General features: G+C 71.1%; 15 protein-coding genes. 4 read left to right on the plus strand and 11 right to left on the minus strand.

Annotated elements, in window-relative coordinates; genetic code table 11:
• Positions 1-3: 3 nt before the first annotated feature.
• Both ACFQ6X_RS31910 and ACFQ6X_RS31915 read right to left on the minus strand, forming a co-directional pair.
• Positions 4-345, minus strand: a complete 342-nt coding sequence (locus ACFQ6X_RS31910) for a YkvA family protein (RefSeq protein ID WP_383186648.1) — start codon at positions 343-345, stop codon at positions 4-6.
• 260 nt (positions 346-605) lie between these two features.
• Positions 606-1,445 (minus strand): helix-turn-helix domain-containing protein, encoded by an 840-nt coding sequence (locus ACFQ6X_RS31915; protein WP_383186650.1) that lies wholly within the window; start codon positions 1,443-1,445, stop codon positions 606-608.
• A 216-nt stretch (positions 1,446-1,661) separates the two neighbouring features.
• On the opposite strand from ACFQ6X_RS31915, the gene ACFQ6X_RS31920 reads away from it, so the two are divergent.
• Positions 1,662-2,138, plus strand: coding sequence for an ATP-binding protein (locus tag ACFQ6X_RS31920; RefSeq protein ID WP_383186700.1), 477 nt, complete (start codon positions 1,662-1,664; stop codon positions 2,136-2,138).
• 5 nt (positions 2,139-2,143) lie between these two features.
• Here ACFQ6X_RS31920 and ACFQ6X_RS31925 read toward each other — a convergent pair whose 3' ends face one another.
• The 8 genes from ACFQ6X_RS31925 to ACFQ6X_RS31960 form a co-directional block, all read right to left on the minus strand.
• On the minus strand, positions 2,144-2,821 hold the full coding sequence (locus ACFQ6X_RS31925) for a ribonuclease H (protein WP_383186652.1): 678 nt from the start codon (positions 2,819-2,821) through the stop codon (positions 2,144-2,146).
• Positions 2,822-2,847: 26 nt separating this feature from the next.
• Positions 2,848-3,642, minus strand: a complete 795-nt coding sequence (locus tag ACFQ6X_RS31930; RefSeq protein WP_383186653.1) for an SDR family NAD(P)-dependent oxidoreductase — start codon at positions 3,640-3,642, stop codon at positions 2,848-2,850.
• A gap of 94 nt (positions 3,643-3,736) precedes the next feature.
• Positions 3,737-4,357 (minus strand): DUF6629 family protein, encoded by a 621-nt coding sequence (locus tag ACFQ6X_RS31935; protein ID WP_383186655.1) that lies wholly within the window; start codon positions 4,355-4,357, stop codon positions 3,737-3,739.
• Between the two features lie 162 nt (positions 4,358-4,519).
• A complete protein-coding gene (locus tag ACFQ6X_RS31940; RefSeq protein ID WP_329214127.1) occupies positions 4,520-5,017 on the minus strand; it encodes a peptidylprolyl isomerase in 498 nt (165 codons plus the stop codon).
• Positions 5,018-5,197: 180 nt separating this feature from the next.
• On the minus strand, positions 5,198-5,785 hold the full coding sequence (locus tag ACFQ6X_RS31945; RefSeq protein ID WP_383186657.1) for a lamin tail domain-containing protein: 588 nt from the start codon (positions 5,783-5,785) through the stop codon (positions 5,198-5,200).
• 676 nt (positions 5,786-6,461) lie between these two features.
• On the minus strand, positions 6,462-6,887 hold the full coding sequence (locus ACFQ6X_RS31950) for a DUF6221 family protein (protein ID WP_383186659.1): 426 nt from the start codon (positions 6,885-6,887) through the stop codon (positions 6,462-6,464).
• Positions 6,888-7,047: 160 nt separating this feature from the next.
• The gene (locus tag ACFQ6X_RS31955; protein WP_383186661.1) at positions 7,048-7,890 is read right to left on the minus strand and encodes a PP2C family protein-serine/threonine phosphatase; all 843 of its coding nucleotides are present in this window, start codon (positions 7,888-7,890) and stop codon (positions 7,048-7,050) included.
• Positions 7,891-7,912: 22 nt separating this feature from the next.
• Complete coding sequence (locus ACFQ6X_RS31960; protein ID WP_383186663.1) at positions 7,913-10,363, minus strand: SpoIIE family protein phosphatase; 2,451 nt, start codon at positions 10,361-10,363, stop codon at positions 7,913-7,915.
• Positions 10,364-10,640: 277 nt separating this feature from the next.
• On the opposite strand from ACFQ6X_RS31960, the gene ACFQ6X_RS31965 reads away from it, so the two are divergent.
• From ACFQ6X_RS31965 to ACFQ6X_RS31975, 3 genes are all read left to right on the plus strand, one after another.
• The gene (locus ACFQ6X_RS31965; RefSeq protein WP_383186665.1) at positions 10,641-12,335 is read left to right on the plus strand and encodes a lysyl oxidase family protein; all 1,695 of its coding nucleotides are present in this window, start codon (positions 10,641-10,643) and stop codon (positions 12,333-12,335) included.
• Positions 12,336-12,483: 148 nt separating this feature from the next.
• Complete coding sequence (locus ACFQ6X_RS31970; RefSeq protein ID WP_383186667.1) at positions 12,484-13,269, plus strand: SAM-dependent methyltransferase; 786 nt, start codon at positions 12,484-12,486, stop codon at positions 13,267-13,269.
• A gap of 23 nt (positions 13,270-13,292) precedes the next feature.
• Positions 13,293-13,925: a class I SAM-dependent methyltransferase gene (locus tag ACFQ6X_RS31975; RefSeq protein ID WP_383186669.1), complete on the plus strand. Its 633-nt coding sequence runs from the start codon at positions 13,293-13,295 to the stop codon at positions 13,923-13,925.
• A gap of 15 nt (positions 13,926-13,940) precedes the next feature.
• Here the strand turns inward: ACFQ6X_RS31975 and ACFQ6X_RS31980 are convergent, their stop codons facing one another.
• Positions 13,941-16,637 carry a SpoIIE family protein phosphatase gene (locus ACFQ6X_RS31980; protein WP_383186671.1) on the minus strand — a complete coding sequence of 899 codons (2,697 nt, stop codon included), beginning with the start codon at positions 16,635-16,637 and terminating at the stop codon, positions 13,941-13,943.
• Positions 16,638-16,696 lie beyond the last annotated feature (59 nt).

Here is a 16,696-nt window from a genome sequence, read left to right on the forward strand (position 1 = left end):
GGCTTACGTCACGTCAGTTGCTCCCGGACGCCGAAAGGTTGCCGCTTCATCGGCCCGTTTTCCGCCCCGCGTCCCCAGCCCGGCGGCGTGCGCGGCGGTGTGCAGCGAGCGCAGGGCCAGCAGCAGGAAACCGATGTCGTCGAGGTACACGGGATCCGGCAGCAGGTCGACGGGCGACACCGTGTAGATCACCGCGGCCCACATCAGGGCCTTGCTGCGCAGCGGGACCCCCGCATCGAGGAGCAGCTTCCTGGCCCGGAACACCCGTACCAGGAGAACGACGGCGACGCCCGCCGCGAGCAGGGCGAGGAGCCCGCCGAGGACGAGCCAGAAGGAGGTGTCCATGACCTATCGTCCGCCTGTCCGGCCGCCGGAGCTCCCGGGCACGCCGTCCCCGCTCCCGGCCCGACGGCTCGTGGGCGTGCCTCGTTCCGGGGCACGCTGCCTGCCCGACTCGTTCAGGGGCCAATTGTCCATGTGTCCTTCTCCTCTGCTCCGGATCGTCCTATGGGGTGGTGCCGGACAGTGGCGGGTCCGCACAGCGCGGGTGACCGGCATCGGGCGTCCGAAACCAGAGGGGACCCTGCCCGTCGGCCCGTCGGCCCTCATCGGACCTCCGGCAGGGGGGATCCCGGGTGCGGAGCCGCCGCGCAGGCGGCGTCCAGCCTGATGCGGAGGTCCATCACCGCTCCCGGCTCGTCGATGATGTCCACCCGGCCCCCCGGGGCCTCGAGAACCGCCCGGTCGCCGATCTCGGGAGCGGACACCCGCAGGAGGTGCAGCGGCGGGACAGCGGTCATGGGGTGCGGCGGGGAGTCGAGGGGCATCACCTGCACCGTGAGGTGCGGCCGGTGCGCGGCGTCGGCGAGCGCCGCCCACTGCTCTGCCATCACCTCGGGACCGCCCACCCGGGTGTACAGCGCCGCAGCCGGGACCAGGGCCCACAGGGCCGCGCCGCGGTCCTCCAGACGCCGCTGCCGCTCCCGCAGGAGCTCCAGGCGCCGGGTGAGCTGCGCCCCGGTGTCCGCGGGGTACAGGGTCCGGTCCAGGGCAGCCGCGTAGGCCGGGGTACGCAGCAGTTCGGGGATCAGCGCGGGATGCCAGGTACGGACGAGTGAGGCCGAGGACTCGAGGCCGATGACCTCCTGCCGCCACGGCTCCATCGCGTCCCGCCAGCGGTGCCACCATCCGGGCAGGTTCGCGGCCCCGAGGCCCGTGATGATCGGTTCCGCCTCCGCTTCGGGAACCTCGTAGCGGTCCAGCAGGACCCGGACCTGGCGGGCGTCCAGCCCGGTCTCGGCGCGTTCGATGCGGCGCACGGTGGCCGGGTGTGCGTCGAGGGCCCGGGCGGCCGCCTGCAGGCTGACACCCGCACGTTCCCGCAGTATCCGCAGTCGTGCCGCGAGGACACGGTGCTCGACCGTGGGACCGGATCGGGGCCTCATGCGCCCGCCTTCCTCATGAGAGCTCCGAAACAGAGCAACCCGGACATTCTGTCACTTGCAAAGTATGCACTTTGCGCCGAGAGTACATACATGCCGGAAATAGACACCCGCTCGCGCCTCGCTCCGGAGGACCCGAGCGGGAGGAGCGCACAGAGCTGGTGGATCCCCCGTCTTCCCGAGGGGGTGCCCGAAGCGCGCCACCGTGTCCAGGAGGCGATGCGGGACTGGGGAGAGTCCGACGAGCGTGTCGAGACAGCCGCCCTGGTCGTGACCGAGCTGGTCACGAACGCGGTGCAGCACACCTCGGGCCGGCGGGTCCGCTGCAGACTCCTGCGTTCCTCCGGCGGGGTGCGGATCTGCGTGTGGAACCGCGGCCGGGCCCGTGTGCCTGCTCCGACGCGGCCCATGGACGCGAAGTCGGCCTCGCACGGTTCCCACGGTTCCCACGGTCCTACGCCGCGCCGCCCCGAGCTGTCGCACTCACCCGGGGACGGACCTCATGGCCAGGGCGCCGGGTCCGGCGCGCACCACCGGGACCTCGCCGGAGCCCTCGACGGCCCCGACTCCCCCGACATCACGGATATCGACTCCCTCGCCGAGGACGGCCGGGGTCTGATGCTCGTGGACGCGCTGGCGACCCGATGGGGAACACGCACCAGCCTTTCCAGCCGGCTGGTCTGGGCCGACATCTGAACCGCTCAGGCGGCGGCCGTCCGGCACTCCGGGTGGCCCCAGCCCTTCGGGTTCTTCGCGATCATGTCCTTCGCCGCATACGGCTTTCCGCAGTGGCACCGGCCCGAGAACTTCGCCCGGATCGTCGCGGTGGGGCGTGAGGCAGCTCCCTCGGTGCCCGCACTCGAGGTCCTGCCCTTCGTCGAGCGGGCAGGAGCCGGCACCGGCACGGCCGAACCGTGCGCGCTTCCCGCGACCTGCTGCGAAACAGCGGCCTCGCTCGCGGCCTGATCGGCGAGCGCGTTGAGCGGATCACCGTTCACCTGGTGCGCGGGCACGTAGCGAAAGGTCACGCTCCGGCCGCCGAGCAGCGCATCGATGCCGACCACCAGCTCACGGTTGGCGACCGGCTTGCCCGCCGAGGTCTTCCAGCCGTTGCGCTTCCAGCCCGGCAGCCACTTGGTCACCGCGTTCATCGCGTACTGGGAGTCCATCCGCACCTCTACCGGCACGGCCGGATCGGTGGACTTCAGCAGCTCCTGCAGGGCGGTGAGCTCCGCGACGTTGTTGGTGGCGGTACCCAGCGGACCGGCCTCCCACCTCTGCGGGCGGCCCTCGGCATCCGCCACGACCCATGCCCAGGCAGCAGGTCCCGGATTTCCTTTGGATGCCCCGTCACACGCGGCGATGATGCTCTCGTTCATGCCCTTGATCATGCCAGCACAGGGGCTCAGGGCACGATCGAGTCGATGTAGCCGCCGTCCACCCGCACCGCGGCACCCGTGGTGGCCGATGCCTGCGGAGAGCTGAGGTAGACGACCATGTGCGCGATCTCCTGCGGCTCGATCAGCCGCTGCAGCAGGGACTGCGGGCGGTGCAGCCGCATGAACTCGCGCTGCGCCTCGTCCCACGGCAGGCCCTTGTCGACCAGCTGGTAGACGAAGTCCTCGATGCCGCCGGTGTGCGTCGGACCGGCGATCACGGAGTTCACGGTCACCCCGGTGCCGGCGGCCACTTTGGCGAAGCCCCGGGAGACCGACAGCAGCGCCGTCTTCGACATGCCGTACTGGATCATCTCTGCGGGGACCACGATCGCGGAATCGCTCGCGATGTTCTGCACGCGCCCCCAGCCCCGCTCGGTCATTCCCGGCAGATAGCCGCGGATCAGCCGTACGGCGCTGAGGACGTTGGTGTCGAAGTAGGTGCGCCACTCCTCGTCGGTGATCTCGAGCGGCGGCCTGGCACCGAAGATGCCGAGGTTGTTGACGAGGATGTCGGCGGCCGGCACGGCCTCGTACAGCTCGGCCGCTCCCTGTTCGGTGGTCAGGTCGCAGGCGAGCGTGAGCACCGTCGCGTCCGGTACGGTCCCGCGCAGGACGTCCGCGGCCGTCTCCAGACGGTTCTGGGCACGGCCGGTGAGGACGACGTGCGCCCCCGCGTCGGCGAGCCCGGTGGCGATGGCGAGGCCGATGCCCTGTGAGGAGCCGGTGACGACCGCGGTCCTACCGGCAAGATCGATGCGCACCTTGCGCTCCTTCCGTCGCCCGTCAACGGTGTACGGGGCCGTATCCACCCTGGCACCCCTCGGACCTGGACGCCTTCCGGGGCGCGGCGGTGTATCAGCCCGCGGCCGCCGGGCGCCGACGTGCCCAGCCGAGAAGCACGACCGAGCACACCGCCGCGAGGGCGCACCAGGTGGAGATAAATTCCGTGCGCCACAGCGCGACGCACACCGCCGCACCCACCGCGACCAGGACGCCCAGCAGCACGAGCCACCGGTCTCCCGAGAGCAGGAGGGCACCCACGGTGGCGAGCAGGTATCCCGCCACGAGCAGTTCCGGGAGGGCCAGGTCGAGGACGTAGCCGAGCGTGTGGCCGCGGATGTCGGCCGTGACGGGACGGGTGGCCAGGCTGTACGACAGAGCGGCGGCGGTCGCGATGCCGGCCGCGAGAGGGACCGACAGCCGGCGACGGGCCGTGGGCGGTGCCGCACACAGCACTCCCAGCGGCACCCACAGTGCCAGCAGGGGCAGCGCGATGACGGCCCAGACGAGGGTGGCGGTCCCGCTGCCGCCTCCGGAGCGCCAGATGACCGATTCGACGACCTGGTGTGCCCCGAGCAGCAGCGGTAGCGAGGCGAGCGGCAGATCGCGGGCCCTTGGCGGTCGCGCGACGCAGGCCACCCCGATCGCGATGACTCCCGCGCCCGCGACGAGATCGGCGGTCGCACTCCAGCACATGGCGCCACCCCGGTCCGGAACCGCACGCGTCAGCGGTTGCCCGCGCCACGCTACGGTTCCGCGGGCCCGCGATCGGGCCGACACGGCGGCCGCGCCGTCTTCACCGGCGGCGTGCGGGGCCCCGGCCTGCGGGAAGCGCGGCCGGGAGCCCCGTTGCGAGTGTCAGAGGACCCCGGACGCGGAGACGGCGATCTGGGCCTTGGTCCGGCCGGTCGACGAGCCGTACGACTCGATCTTGCGGACCAGCTCCATGCTGGGCTCGTCGGCGACCTCACCGAACACGACGTGCTTGCCGTCGAGCCACGGGGTGAGGACGGTGGTGATGAAGAACTGCGAACCGTTGCTGTTCGGGCCCGCGTTGGCCATCGAGAGCAGACCCGGCTTGTTGTGCTTCAGGGTGAAGTTCTCGTCGGCGAACTTCTCGCCGTAGATGCTCTTGCCACCGGTGCCGTCACCCCGGGTGAAGTCGCCACCCTGCAGCATGAAGTCGGGGATGACACGGTGGAACGGCGAACCGGCGTAGCCGTAGCCGTTCTCGCCCGTGGCCAGGGCGCGGAAGTTCTCCGCGGTCTTGGGCGCCACGTCGTCGAAAAGGTTGAACACGATCCGCCCGGCGGGCTCGTTGTCGATGGTGATGTCGAAATACGCCTTGATGGTCATGAGGCCATCCTGACATCACCGGCCGTCCCCCGATGCACAGCCCCCGCCCGACGCGGCTCGCCCTCCGCCGAATGCGGGTCGCTCCCCCGCCCGTCGCGGCTCGCCCCTGCTGTCGCCGGTGGAACGAACTGCGGCGTACCACGGCCCCGAAGCCGTGGTACGCCGCATCAAGCCGTCGGATCAGCGGTTGCCGCCGCCACCGTTGTGGTGGCCGCCGCCGTTGTGGTTGCCACCACCGTTGTGGTGGCCGCCACCGTTGTTGTGGCCGCCACCGTTGTGGTTGCCACCACCGTTGTTACCGCCGCCGTTGTGCCGGCCCCAGGACTTGGAGTCGACCCTGTGGCCACGGTTGTCGCGCAGGGTCGCCGTGTCCCTGGAGTCCCACACGTAGTGGCGGCGGTCCTGGTACACGTCGTGCCTGCTGTCGCGGCCCACGCCGGTGTGGACCCGGACGGAGGAGCGGCCGGGCAGGCGGAGGTCGAAGCGGTAGGAGCGGTTGCTCTCGTCCGTGAGCGTCCAGCCACGGAGGTTGACGGCACGGCGTCCGGTATTGGTCACGGTGACCCACTCCGCGTTCAGGCTGCGGTTGGACGCGTTGTCCCGGCCGGGACTGTCGTACTGGATCTTGCCCAGGACGACAGCCGAGCGCTGGGCCGGCCTGTTGTTGCCGTGGTCCCGGCCATCGGCGCTGGCAGGGAGTGCCGCTGCGGCGAGCAGTGCGCCTGAGGCGAGAACGGTAGCGGTGATCCGTCGTGCGGAACGGGACATGGAAACCCCTCATCATGCAGGCCCGGAACGAAGTGCCGGGCGTTGTTCGGCCCCGGCGTGGTGCCGGGAACGCAAACTTTGTCCCGCTTTCGCTCTGGCCGGAAGATGCCCTGGTTCGTGTGACAAAGTACGGACATTTCTGTCACACACGACTGCAATCGGCACCGATCCCGACGGTCGTATACCTGTCAACCGTTGATCCTTGCACCGACCCTTTCAGGGGGCCGTTCCCCTGGTCACAGCGCCCCCGTCGCGCCTCGTTCCGCTCCCCGCGCACCCCCGTCCTGCCCGTGCGCATCGTGTAACGAAAGCGACAGCGCTTTCCTGGACAGGAGTTCCATTACGTCGGGAAAGAAGTTCACGCGTTCGAGCGTTCAGCGCCCAGCCCGCCGGTCCGATGCGGGCACGCTGGCCGCCACTGGTGACCAGCGCGTTGACAGAGGTCATCGGATCGAGCGCCATCGTCCTGGCCAGCAGCACCCCGGCAGCCAGCGGAAGCAGGGTCACGGCCAGGGCCGTACCGGCACTCGTCAGGTTCTGGATGCGGGGGCGCCGCGGCGCGTCGGGGAGCATGGCTCCCATTCGATCAGCGGCGGTCCGCCGCGGGATCGGGCAACGTACTCAGGCCGGCGGCTCCCCCGTACTCATTCGCCGCCGCCCGTCATGCCTGGACCGGTCATGCCCCGGGCGCGGCGGGCGGGCCCCAATGCGAGTACCTGGGCAGCCACTTCACCCGGTATTCGGGGTGCCCGGCGTACTCCGCGGCCATCTGCCGGACGACGAACCCCAGGCCCACGGCACGGCCGGAGACGAAGTCCTGGCCAGGACGGTCCGTGTCCATGGACGCGATCTCCTCGTACTCGTCCAGCAGGACCCTGTTCGTCTCGATGCGGCGCAGCGTGCGCGCGGGGTCCTGCAGGGCGATGTGCCGGTCGTAACCGCGGTTCCGCACGACGAACGCGATACCGCTCGTGCGGTCATGCACCTCGCCGGGTGCCTCCGCAGGGCACCGCCAGCCCTCGCCGCCGGCTTCCTGCGCAGTGCGCTCCTCCTCGGAGAGGCGCGCCCGCACAAAGGCCAACAGGTCCGAGTTCTCTGCCATCTTGTTCCAAATCCCTCGCCGTCACAGGCCCGTACCGGCTGCGCACCGGACGTGCGCCTGCCGCTGCGGGCCCGTTCTACCCAACCAGCAGAGGATGCCTCACGAGCACGTCCCCGGCGCAGTCCGCTCCGCACGCGTCCGTATGACGGACACGGGCGCGTCAGGCGCCGACGGGAATCAGCAGTGCCGTGACGTTGTCGTGCCCTCCCGCGTCGAGGGCGAAGTCCACCAGGGACCGCGCGTCCTCGATCAGGCCGTCGCCCCGGGCCGACACCTCGCGCCGCCGGTGGGGCAGCGCCGACCTCAGTGCCCCGGCGTCGGGCAGGTACCGCCACAGCCCGTCGGTACACAGCAGGAGGCGGCCGGGCACCGACGGCCGGTAGCTCCGCACCCGCGGCGCCGGCTCCCCCGCATCCGCTCCCAGCCAGGCGGAGAGCGCTTCGTGCTCGCCGGTGTCGTCCTCGGTCAACGCCATTCCCGGTCCCTCGTCCGGGAGCCAGTAGGCGCGGCTGTCACCGATCCAGGAACTCCAGATGCCCTGCGGACCCGCGATGCCGGCGACATAGGTGCAGGCCGGGGCGGCGTCCTTCGTCGCGGCCAGGGCCGCAACCGCGTGCGCCGCGCGGACGGCGGCGTCGTGGAGGGCGGTCTCCGGCAGGACTCCGGCGCTCAGACGCATCGTCAGCCACCTCGCGCCGACATCGGCCGCGACCTTCGCGGCGCGCTCGGCGCGCGGTGACATCGACACGCCGTCGCAGACGACGCCGATCGTCCACCGGCCGGCCGTGGTGAGCACCATGGCGTCCGCATTGATCGCGCGCCGCCGGCCGCGGTCGCTGACCGCCGCCGCACCCGTGTCCTGAGTGATCTCCACATGCGAACGGAACGCCGGCTGCGCCGCACCGCAGTCCCAGCAGTGGCCGTCGGGGGCGACCGTGCCCCCGCACGCGGCACATCCCGGAGTGGTGACACCCCGCACGGTTCGTGCGCGCTCCATACCCATCGGGCGAACCTATCCGGCCCGGTCAGCCGGGCGACACCCCGCAGGCGGCCAGCAGGAGCGCGATGTCGTCGGGCCGGTCCTCGTCCTGGATCGCCTGCCCGATGACCCGGTCCGCCATCTCGGCGAGGGGCGCGTGGTCCACCTCGGCAAGGGTGCTGCGGAGACGCTCGATCCCCTCGTCGATGTCCTCTCCCGACTTCTCCACGAGTCCGTCGGTGAACAGGGCGAGCACGACGCCCGGGGCGAGATGCAGATCGGTCACCGGATACGACGCCCCGGGGTCGACGCCCAGCACGACGCCGCCCGGGAGGTCCAGGACCTCGGTGCGGCCGTCGGGGTGGCGCAGTACCGGCTGGGGGTGGCCGGCCCGTACGGCCTGGGTGAAACCGGTGCCGGGGTCGAGAACGACGTAGCAGCAGCTGGCGAACTGGCCCGGATCGAGGTCGATGAGCAGCCGGTTGGTGGCACTCATGATCTCCTGTGGGTCGTGCCCGCTGAGGGCGAACGCCCTTACAGCGCTGCGCAGTTGGCCCATGGTCGCGGCTGCTGCGACACCGTGCCCCTGTACGTCCCCGATGACCAGGGCCAGCCCGCTGCCGGTCTCGATGACGTCGTACCAGTCTCCGCCCACCTCCATGCCCTGGGTGCCGGAGAGGTAGCGCCCGACGGTGTCGACGCCTTCGACCACGGGCAGCCGGTGCGGCAGCAGGGCGTCCTGCAGTCCGCGCGCCAGGGCGGCTTCGGTGTCGTAGCGCTGGGCCCGTTGGAGCGCCTGGGCGATGAGGCCCGCCAGGGCGGTGAGCACGGTGCGCTCCTCGGGGCTGAAGCCCCGCGGCTGGTCGAAGCCGAGGATGCACGAGCCGACCGGCCGCCCGGAGGCGATGAGCGGCAGGAAGGCGCGGGCCCCGACACTCGTGTCCATGGGGATGCCGGGATAGGCGGCTCCCAGCTTCTCCATGGACTCGAAGAACAGCGGCCTGCCGGTCGTGAGCGTGTCCACTCCGGGGATGTGGGCGTCGAGCCCGACGCCGTCGAAGCGGTCCAGGAAGCCCTTCGGGAAACCTGTCTCCCACGCCAGGTAGAGGCGCCCCTCGTTCTGCAGGTAGATGGCCAGCTGTCTGCCGCCGAAGGCGGGCAGCAGTTCCTCCGTGACCACGGCGGACACCTGCCGGGCCGTGACGGCCTCCGTCAGCGCGATGGCCAGGGCGACCGGGCGGTACAGAACGGTTGCGCGGTCGGCGGCGGAGCCGAGGCCCGCACCCGGTGCGCCGACGGAATGCGGCGTGTAGTCGGGCTGCGGGGCGGGGATGACGGTGACCGTCACCCCGTCGCGGCCCGGGTACATCGCTACGGACAGCCATTCGGTCGGGGTGCGTTTGGCGCGGAAGTGCACGGGGGCGTCGGAGAAGAGGGCCGCCCGGTGGTGGTCCTCGTAGGCGGGGTGCGCGAGCCAGGGCAACACGTCCCACAGGAGCCGGCCGACCAGTTCCGCCCGTCTGTGCCCGAGGATGTCCTCCCCGAGCCGGTTGACGTACGTGATCCGTCCGAGCCGGTCGTGGGAGAGCACGCCGCGCGGGATCCGGTCGGCCGCCTCCGGGACGACGGGCTCGGCACCCGGGTCGAGCAGGACACCGGTCAAATGGTGTGCTCGCCCGGCGCCCGCCCCGTGGCCCGAGAGCTCGAGCAGGAGGGACCGGCCGTCGGGGCCGCGCAGCCGCATCCGGCGTACGTGCGGCTGCGCCGACCGTGCGGCCCGGCTGCCCAGGGTCCACAGTCCGCACACGTCCTCCGGCAGCAGCCGGGCGGTCAGCGCTTCCACGGTGTGCGGCGGGAGGTCCGCGGGCTCGGTTCCCAGGATCAGGCACGCCTCGTCGTCCGCGGTGACCGCTCCGGTGGCGAGGTCCCAGTCGAAGTGGCCGATCCGCATCGGCTGCGCGGTTTCCGCGGGCAGCCGGACGGTCATGGGGTCGCCTTCCCACTCGGCCCGGTGCCCGTTCCTCTCCAGCTCCGCGATATCGGCGCCGAGATGTTCCGCGATGCCCTGCAGCCTGTTGCGGTCGGCCCCGCCCACCGGCTCCCCGCGGGTGGCGTAGCGCAGCACGACGAGCACGCCGACGATGGTGCGCCCGCTCCTGACAGGTACGTACAGCGAGCCGAAGGGGAACGGCAGACCCGCCATGAGCTGCGGAAAGCGCCGCATGGCGTCCTCGGCGTCGCCGAGGTACACGGGCCTGCCCGAGCGGTACGCCTCGGCCACCGGGAAGGGACGGTTCACGTGCATGCGCCACCAGGGGCGCATCAAGGGGGCGGGGAGCCCGGCGAGGACCGCCATCAGCAGGAGCCCCGGGGTGCGGGAGCGCAGGTAGATGCCGCCGGCATACCCGCCGGCGGCCTCGATCGCACTGACGACGGCCTGGGCGAGCACCAGAGACGGGCCGCCCGGTGCCCGGCCGACATCGGGTCTCCAGGTCACCCCACCAGCATGCGCCACCCCCGTACCACCGGCACTTCCGTGGCAGCGACGCGAGGCGCCGGTGGGGACGAAGTTCCCCGGTGCCTGCTCCTCGTAACACACGTCCTGGGCGTTCGGGTCGGAAACGGCAGGACAACGTCTCATTCCGCACCGTACGACCGGCTTTCGGCCAACGATCCGTGACTCATGAGCCGCCGGACAACCTCCGGGGCCCTTCCTCGGCTCTCACAGGAAAAGATCCTCCACTGCCCCCAGGGCGCTCGGAAATCGAGGAACGATGACCACCAGAACCCCCCGCAGCCGGCTGTGGCGGCCGGCCGTCGCCGCCGCCGCGGCGATCACCGTGATCGCCGGCGTCGTCGCCGCGGCGCCCGATGCCAAGAAGGCACAGCCCGTGCCGGAGCTCGGCCTGATCGCCGCTTCGGCATCGGTGACGCTCGACTCGTGGAAGGAGGAGCCCGGTGTCTACCTGGATCTCGGTACGTACCTCACTGCCACGAAGGCCCCTCTGGAACTGAAGGTGACCCGCGCGTCCTACAACGACCCGGTCGTCGCCACGCAGATCATCCGCGAGGGGAAGAAGACCCGCACCAAGGTCCTGCCCAAGGGGCTCGTGAAGGACTTCACGGGGCTGGCGGACTTCGTCCGGGTCACCGTCACGGACGCCGCGGGCAAGACCGTGCTCAACAAGACGGAGTCGTTCTGCCCGAACAACGCGTCGGGACGGGTCCGCCCGGACGCGCCGGCCACGTCGAAGTATCCCGAGAGCTGTCCCGTGAATCCGTTCACGCTCGGCTCGGTCTGGGGTGTCGAGAACGGCTGGGCGGCCAACACGTACGCGGGCTACTCCTCGACGCCGGTCGCACTCCCCGCCGGGAAGTACACGGCGAAGGTGTCGGTGACCAAGGCCTATCGCGACCTGTTCGGCATCGCCGACAAGCCGCAGACGGTCAAGGTGACCGTGCGCGAGCGCAGCTGGGAGGAGAACGCGGGCGCCCGGTCCGCCGGCGGCCATGCCTCCCACATGGCCGGGCACTCGGGTCATGCGGCTGTGCGCACGCCCGCGCCCGCGGCGGCCACCAGCGGCGCGGGTCCCTCGTACAACGTGGGCCACGGCCCTTACGCGCCCGCGCCGGCGGCGCTGCCCTGGGCGGTCAAGCGGGAGGGCTTCCGGTCCGCGCAGGCGGGTGACGGGCCCGGGCGTACGGACGGTTCCCGGCAGGCGCCCGCCGCCCGCCCCCACGCGAAGCGGCCGGCCGGCCGGGCCGCGGTCCCGGACGTACCCAAGCCCGACCTCCGTTCGCTGCCCGCCTACGGCATCACCATCGCCGAGGGCGAAGCGGACGCTCCGGGCAAGGACTACCTGGCGTTCAGCGCCAATGTGTGGAACGCGGGCCCCGCGCAGCTGGTCGTGGACGGCTTCCGGGCCCCGGGCAAGGCACTGATGGACGCCTACCAGTACTTCTACGACGCCTCGGGCAAGCAGGTCGGCTACACACCGACGGGCACCATGGAGTGGGACCCCCGTCCGGGTCACGAGCACTGGCACTTCACGGACTTCGCGAGCTACCGGCTGCTCAAGGCCGACAAGAAGGAGACCGTCCGCAGCGGCAAGGAGGCCTTCTGCCTGGCCAACACGGACGCCGTCGACTACACGGTGAAGAACGCCAACTGGCACCCGGACAACACCGATCTGTCCACCGCGTGCGGTCAGGAGAACTCGATCTCCGTACGGGAGGTGCTCGATGTCGGCTCCGGTGACACGTACACGCAGGATCTTCCCGGTCAGTCCTTCGACATCACCGGGCTGCCCAACGGCACCTACTACATCCAGGTGCTGGCCAACCCCGAGAAGCGGCTCAAGGAGACGAACCTCGGCAACAACAGCGCGTTGCGCAAGGTCGTCCTGGGCGGCCGTGCCGGCGCCCGTACGGTGACCGTGCCGGCGCACGGTCTGGTCGACGCCGGCTGACGGCGGCCCTGTGCGAGCCGGCTCCCGGGAGCGTCTCCCGGGAGCCGGTGTCCGCTCCGGACAGCGTCAACGACTGCTGATCGCGGCGGAGTTGCTGTGGCAGAATTCGCAGGTGGAGCGGTTCACCCCATCTGCAACGGAGCTCGTCATGACGACTGGGACGCCTCAGCCCCCGATCGACACCAGCAGGCCCCATTCGGCGCGTGTCTACGACTCGCTCCTCGGCGGCAAGGACAACTACCCCGTGGACCAGGCGGTGGCCGAGCTCCTGCCGATCGAGGCGAAGACCGGTGCCTTCCAGAACCGCGCGTTCATGAACCGCGCGACGGCCTGGCTGGCCGGCGAGGGCGTCGACCAGTTCCTCGACATCGGTACGGGGATCCCGACCGCGCCGAATCTGCACCAGATAGCCCAGGAGATCAACCCGGCCTCGCGAGTCGTCTACTGCGACAACGACCCGATCGTCCTGAGGCATGCGGAAGCCCTGCTGATCAGCCGTCCCGAGGGGGCGACCGACTACGTCCACGCCGACGTGCGCGAGGCGGGCACGATCATCGAGGCCGCCCGCAAGGTCCTGGACTTCGACCGCCCCGTCGCGCTCTCGCTCCTGGGCCTCCTCCATTTCCTGCCCGACGACGACGACCCGTACGCCATCGTGCGCACCCTGACGGCCGCGTTGGCGCCGGGCAGCTTCGTGGTGCTGTCCCAGGGCGCGTCGGACGTGAACCCCGAGCGGGGCGAGCAGGGTACGCAGGAGTACAAAAAGGGCGGCATCCGGCTCGCGCTGCGGACCCGCGCCGAGTTCGGGCGCTTCTTCGAGGACCTCGATGTGGTCGAGCCCGGAGTGGTGACGGCACCCGAGTGGTACCGCGGGACGCCCGCGCCCCGGCCGGAGGAGAGCGGCCTGTACGTGGCCGTCGCCCTGGTCCCGTAGAACCGCACCGAAGGGAGCCGGATATGACTGACAGTCATCAGAAGCCCGCGGCAGAGGTGTTCGATGCCATCGGTGCCGACTACGAGCGTGCGTTCGCCGGTTCGGCCGCGCACCGGGACTCGCTGACGCGGCTCCTGGGCCGGCTCGCACCGCGCAGCCGCGTCCTGGACGTCGGCAGCGGGACGGGGCTGCCGACCGCGCGGACCCTGGCCGACGCCGGGCACCGGGTGCTGGGGGTCGATGTGTCGCCGGTCATGGTCGACCTGGCGTCCCGCCAAGTGCCCGAAGCGTCCTTCCGTTGCGCCGACATCCGTGAACTCCCGCTGGAGGAGGAGAGTTTCGACGCGATCTGCGTCTACTTCTCGCTCCTGCAGATGTCACGGGACGAACAGACCGCCCTCGTGCACCGGCTGACGGGAGCGCTGCGGCACGGCGGCCGCATGGTCCTGGCCACGGTTCCGTTGGACGTGCAGGATGTGAGCACGGTCTTCATGGGCCAGCAGGTACGGGTGAGCAGCTTCGCCCCCGAAGCCTTCGCCGCTCTGGCGGCCGGTGCGGGGCTCTCGGCGGAGTGGGAGCACAACGCGGTGTTCACGCCGGCCGGCGGCGGGTCGGTACCCGAACCTCACATGTTCCTGCACTGCCTGCGGAGCTGAGGTACCCCGGTCCGGTCAGCGTTCCGGCGGCGTGGTGGGCGACAACAGCTGCTCCGTCCAGATGACCTTGCCGCCGTCGTCCGTGTAGCGCGTGCCCCATCGCTCCGCGAGCTGCGCGACGAGGAAGAGCCCGCGGCCGCCCTCGTCCGTGGTGGCCGCCTGTCGCAGATGGGGCGAGGTGCTGCTGCGGTCGGAGACCTCACAGATAAGGGTGCGGTCACGGACCAGCCTGACGCGGATGGGGCCGGTGGCGTACCGGATGGAGTTGGTGACCAGTTCGCTGAGGATCAGCTCGGTCGTGAACGCCTCCTCGACCAGGTCCCACTCCGCCAGCTTGCGGGACACCTCGGCGCGTACGCGGGACACCGCTGCGGGGTCGGAGGGCACCTCCCAGTCGGCCACGTCCTGCGCGGCGAGCCGGCGTGCGCGGCCGACGAGCAGCGCGATGTCGTCGCGGGCACGGGCGGGAACCATGACGCGCAGGACCGCCTCGCAGGTCTCCTCGGGTGTCCGGTCGGCGTAGTCGGCGAGGGTGCCGCGCAGGAGTTCCAGTCCTTCGTCGATGTCCCGGGTCCGGTCCTCGACGAGCCCGTCGGTGTAGAGCACCAGCCGACTGTTCTCCGGCAGCTGTACGTCCAGTGTCTCGAAGGGAAGGCCGCCGAGGCCCAGCGGCGGCCCGCCGGGCACGTCGGCGAACTCGGCAACGCCGTCCGGGTGGACGATCACCGGCTGGAGGTGGCCGGCCCGTGCCATGGTGCAGCGCCCGGACACCGGATCGTAGATGGCGTAGAGGCAGGTGGCCCCGGTGACTCCCCCCGCGAAGTTGTCCGCCGTCTCGTCCTGGTCGATCCGGGCCACCAGTTCGTCCAGGTGCCAGAGCAGCTCGTCGGGGGGCAGGTCCAGCGTGGAGAAGTTGTGGACCGCGGTGCGCAGCCGTCCCATGGTGGCGGCCGCGTGGAGCCCGTGGCCCACGACGTCGCCGACGACCAGTGCGACCCGGGCGCCGGGCAGCGGAATGATGTCGAACCAGTCCCCGCCCACCCCGCCGAGTCCGCCGACTCCGGCCTGCGCGGGCAGGTACCGGTAGGCCGCGTCGATGGCGGTCTGGTCGGGGAGACCGCGTGGCAGCAGACTGCGCTGGAGGGTGACCGCCACCGTGTGCTCACGTGAGTAGCGGCGGGCGTTGTCGATGCTCACGGCGGCGCGGGCGACGAGTTCCTCGGCGACGGACAGGTCCTCGTCCTCGAACCGTTCGGGCCGCTGCGCCCGCCAGAACATGGCCACGCCCAGGATGACGCCGCGGGCCCTCAGCGGAACGGCGATCATCGAGTGGAAGCCGCACTCGACGAGGCGCTCGGCCCGTGCGGGATGCTGCTCCTGCCATCCCGACAGGGCCGGCAGGTCCGTGTCGATGACCGCCTCGCCCCTGAGGAGGCCGGCGCCGATGGCGGTGCTCGGCATGAAGCGGATGACCGACCCGAGCGGGTAGAGGCCCGTGTCGTGCCGGGTGCCGCTGAGCGCCGTGCGCCGCATGTCGGCGACCGTACGTGCCGCAGTCGGCTCCTCGCCGCGCAGTACGGTCTCCGCCACGTCGACGGTCGCGTAGTCGGCGAACCTGGCCGTGGCGAAGTCCGCCAGTTCCTCGCACGTCCGTACGACATCGAGGGCGGTGCCGATCTCCGTGCCGGCGTCGTACAGCAGTTTGAGCCTTCCCCGCGCCACGTCGGCCTTGCCCGTGAGTGCCTGCAGCTCCGTCGTGTCGCGCAGGGTGGTCACGCTGCCCGGCGGCCCGCCGTCCTGATCCGTGGAGCGCTGGCTGACCGCGAGAATCCGGTTGCCCACCGAGAGCACCTCGTCCGTGGCGATGCGCCCCGAGGCCAGCAGATCGGTGGTGTGGGGGTCGAGACCAAGATCGGTGACCTCGCGGCCTTCCACCTGTGCCGGCAGGCCGAGCAGCCGCCGTGCCTCGTCGTTGGCCAGCAGGAGCCGGCCGTCCCCACCGACGATGAGCACGCCCTCCCGCACGGCGTGCAGGACGGCGTCGTGGTGTTCGTACATCCGGGTCATCTCGGTCGGGCCGAGGCCGTGGGTCTGGCGTCGGAGCCGTCTGCTGACGAGCGCCGTTCCGCCCATGGTGAGGAGCAGGATCCCCGCGGCGGAGCCGAAAAGGAGGGGGAACTGGTCCTCGACGACGCCGCTCACCCGCTCGATGGTGATTCCCGCGGACACCATGCCGATGACTTTGCCGTTCGCGCCGAAGACGGGCACCACGGCCTGCACGAGGGGGCCGATCGTCCCGTTGACCCTCTCGGTGACGACGCGGCCCTCGAGTGCGGGCTTCACGTCGCCGACGAACTTCTTTCCGATGCGGTCGGGCAGCGGGTGGGTGTAACGGATCGAGTCGAGGTTCAGTACGACGATGAAATCGACGCCCGAGCCCTTCCGGGCCGCCTCGGCCTTCGGCTGGAGCACCGCGCTGGGGTCCGGGCTCTCCAGGGCCGCTTCCATGCCCGGGGCGTTCGCGAAGGTCTCGGCGACGGCGACGGAGCGATTGCGGGCTTCCCGTGCGCTGTCGGCCCGGGACTGCAGAACGAGCGCGGCCACGGCGGCAGCGACCAGCAACACCACGATCGCCAACTGCAGGAGAAAGACCTGACCTGCGACGGTCCTCATCTTGAGAAACGAACGCGGGCGGCCGTAGCGTCCGGCCATGGTCCCCTTTTTACACCCTCGCCATGGACCGGGCGAGCCGTGAGCCGCGATGCGCCGCG

It is taken from the genome of Streptomyces sp. NPDC056452, assembly GCF_042796085.1.
GTDB lineage: Bacteria > Actinomycetota > Actinomycetes > Streptomycetales > Streptomycetaceae > Streptomyces.

What these genes read in the sequence shown, in the direction of transcription:
- ACFQ6X_RS31950 (WP_383186659.1), bottom strand. Translation starts at nt 6,887, where the DNA reads ATGGCAGAGAACTCGGACCTGTTGGCCTTTGTGCGGGCGCGCCTCTCC.
- ACFQ6X_RS31915 (WP_383186650.1), bottom strand. Translation starts at nt 1,445, where the DNA reads ATGAGGCCCCGATCCGGTCCCACGGTCGAGCACCGTGTCCTCGCGGCA.
- ACFQ6X_RS31970 (WP_383186667.1), top strand. Translation starts at nt 12,484, where the DNA reads ATGACGACTGGGACGCCTCAGCCCCCGATCGACACCAGCAGGCCCCAT.
- ACFQ6X_RS31910 (WP_383186648.1), bottom strand. Translation starts at nt 345, where the DNA reads ATGGACACCTCCTTCTGGCTCGTCCTCGGCGGGCTCCTCGCCCTGCTC.
- ACFQ6X_RS31965 (WP_383186665.1), top strand. Translation starts at nt 10,641, where the DNA reads ATGACCACCAGAACCCCCCGCAGCCGGCTGTGGCGGCCGGCCGTCGCC.
- ACFQ6X_RS31945 (WP_383186657.1), bottom strand. Translation starts at nt 5,785, where the DNA reads ATGTCCCGTTCCGCACGACGGATCACCGCTACCGTTCTCGCCTCAGGC.
- ACFQ6X_RS31920 (WP_383186700.1), top strand. Translation starts at nt 1,662, where the DNA reads ATGCGGGACTGGGGAGAGTCCGACGAGCGTGTCGAGACAGCCGCCCTG.
- ACFQ6X_RS31955 (WP_383186661.1), bottom strand. Translation starts at nt 7,890, where the DNA reads ATGGGTATGGAGCGCGCACGAACCGTGCGGGGTGTCACCACTCCGGGA.
- ACFQ6X_RS31940 (WP_329214127.1), bottom strand. Translation starts at nt 5,017, where the DNA reads ATGACCATCAAGGCGTATTTCGACATCACCATCGACAACGAGCCCGCC.
- ACFQ6X_RS31925 (WP_383186652.1), bottom strand. Translation starts at nt 2,821, where the DNA reads ATGAACGAGAGCATCATCGCCGCGTGTGACGGGGCATCCAAAGGAAAT.
- ACFQ6X_RS31980 (WP_383186671.1), bottom strand. Translation starts at nt 16,637, where the DNA reads ATGGCCGGACGCTACGGCCGCCCGCGTTCGTTTCTCAAGATGAGGACC.
- ACFQ6X_RS31935 (WP_383186655.1), bottom strand. Translation starts at nt 4,357, where the DNA reads ATGTGCTGGAGTGCGACCGCCGATCTCGTCGCGGGCGCGGGAGTCATC.
- ACFQ6X_RS31975 (WP_383186669.1), top strand. Translation starts at nt 13,293, where the DNA reads ATGACTGACAGTCATCAGAAGCCCGCGGCAGAGGTGTTCGATGCCATC.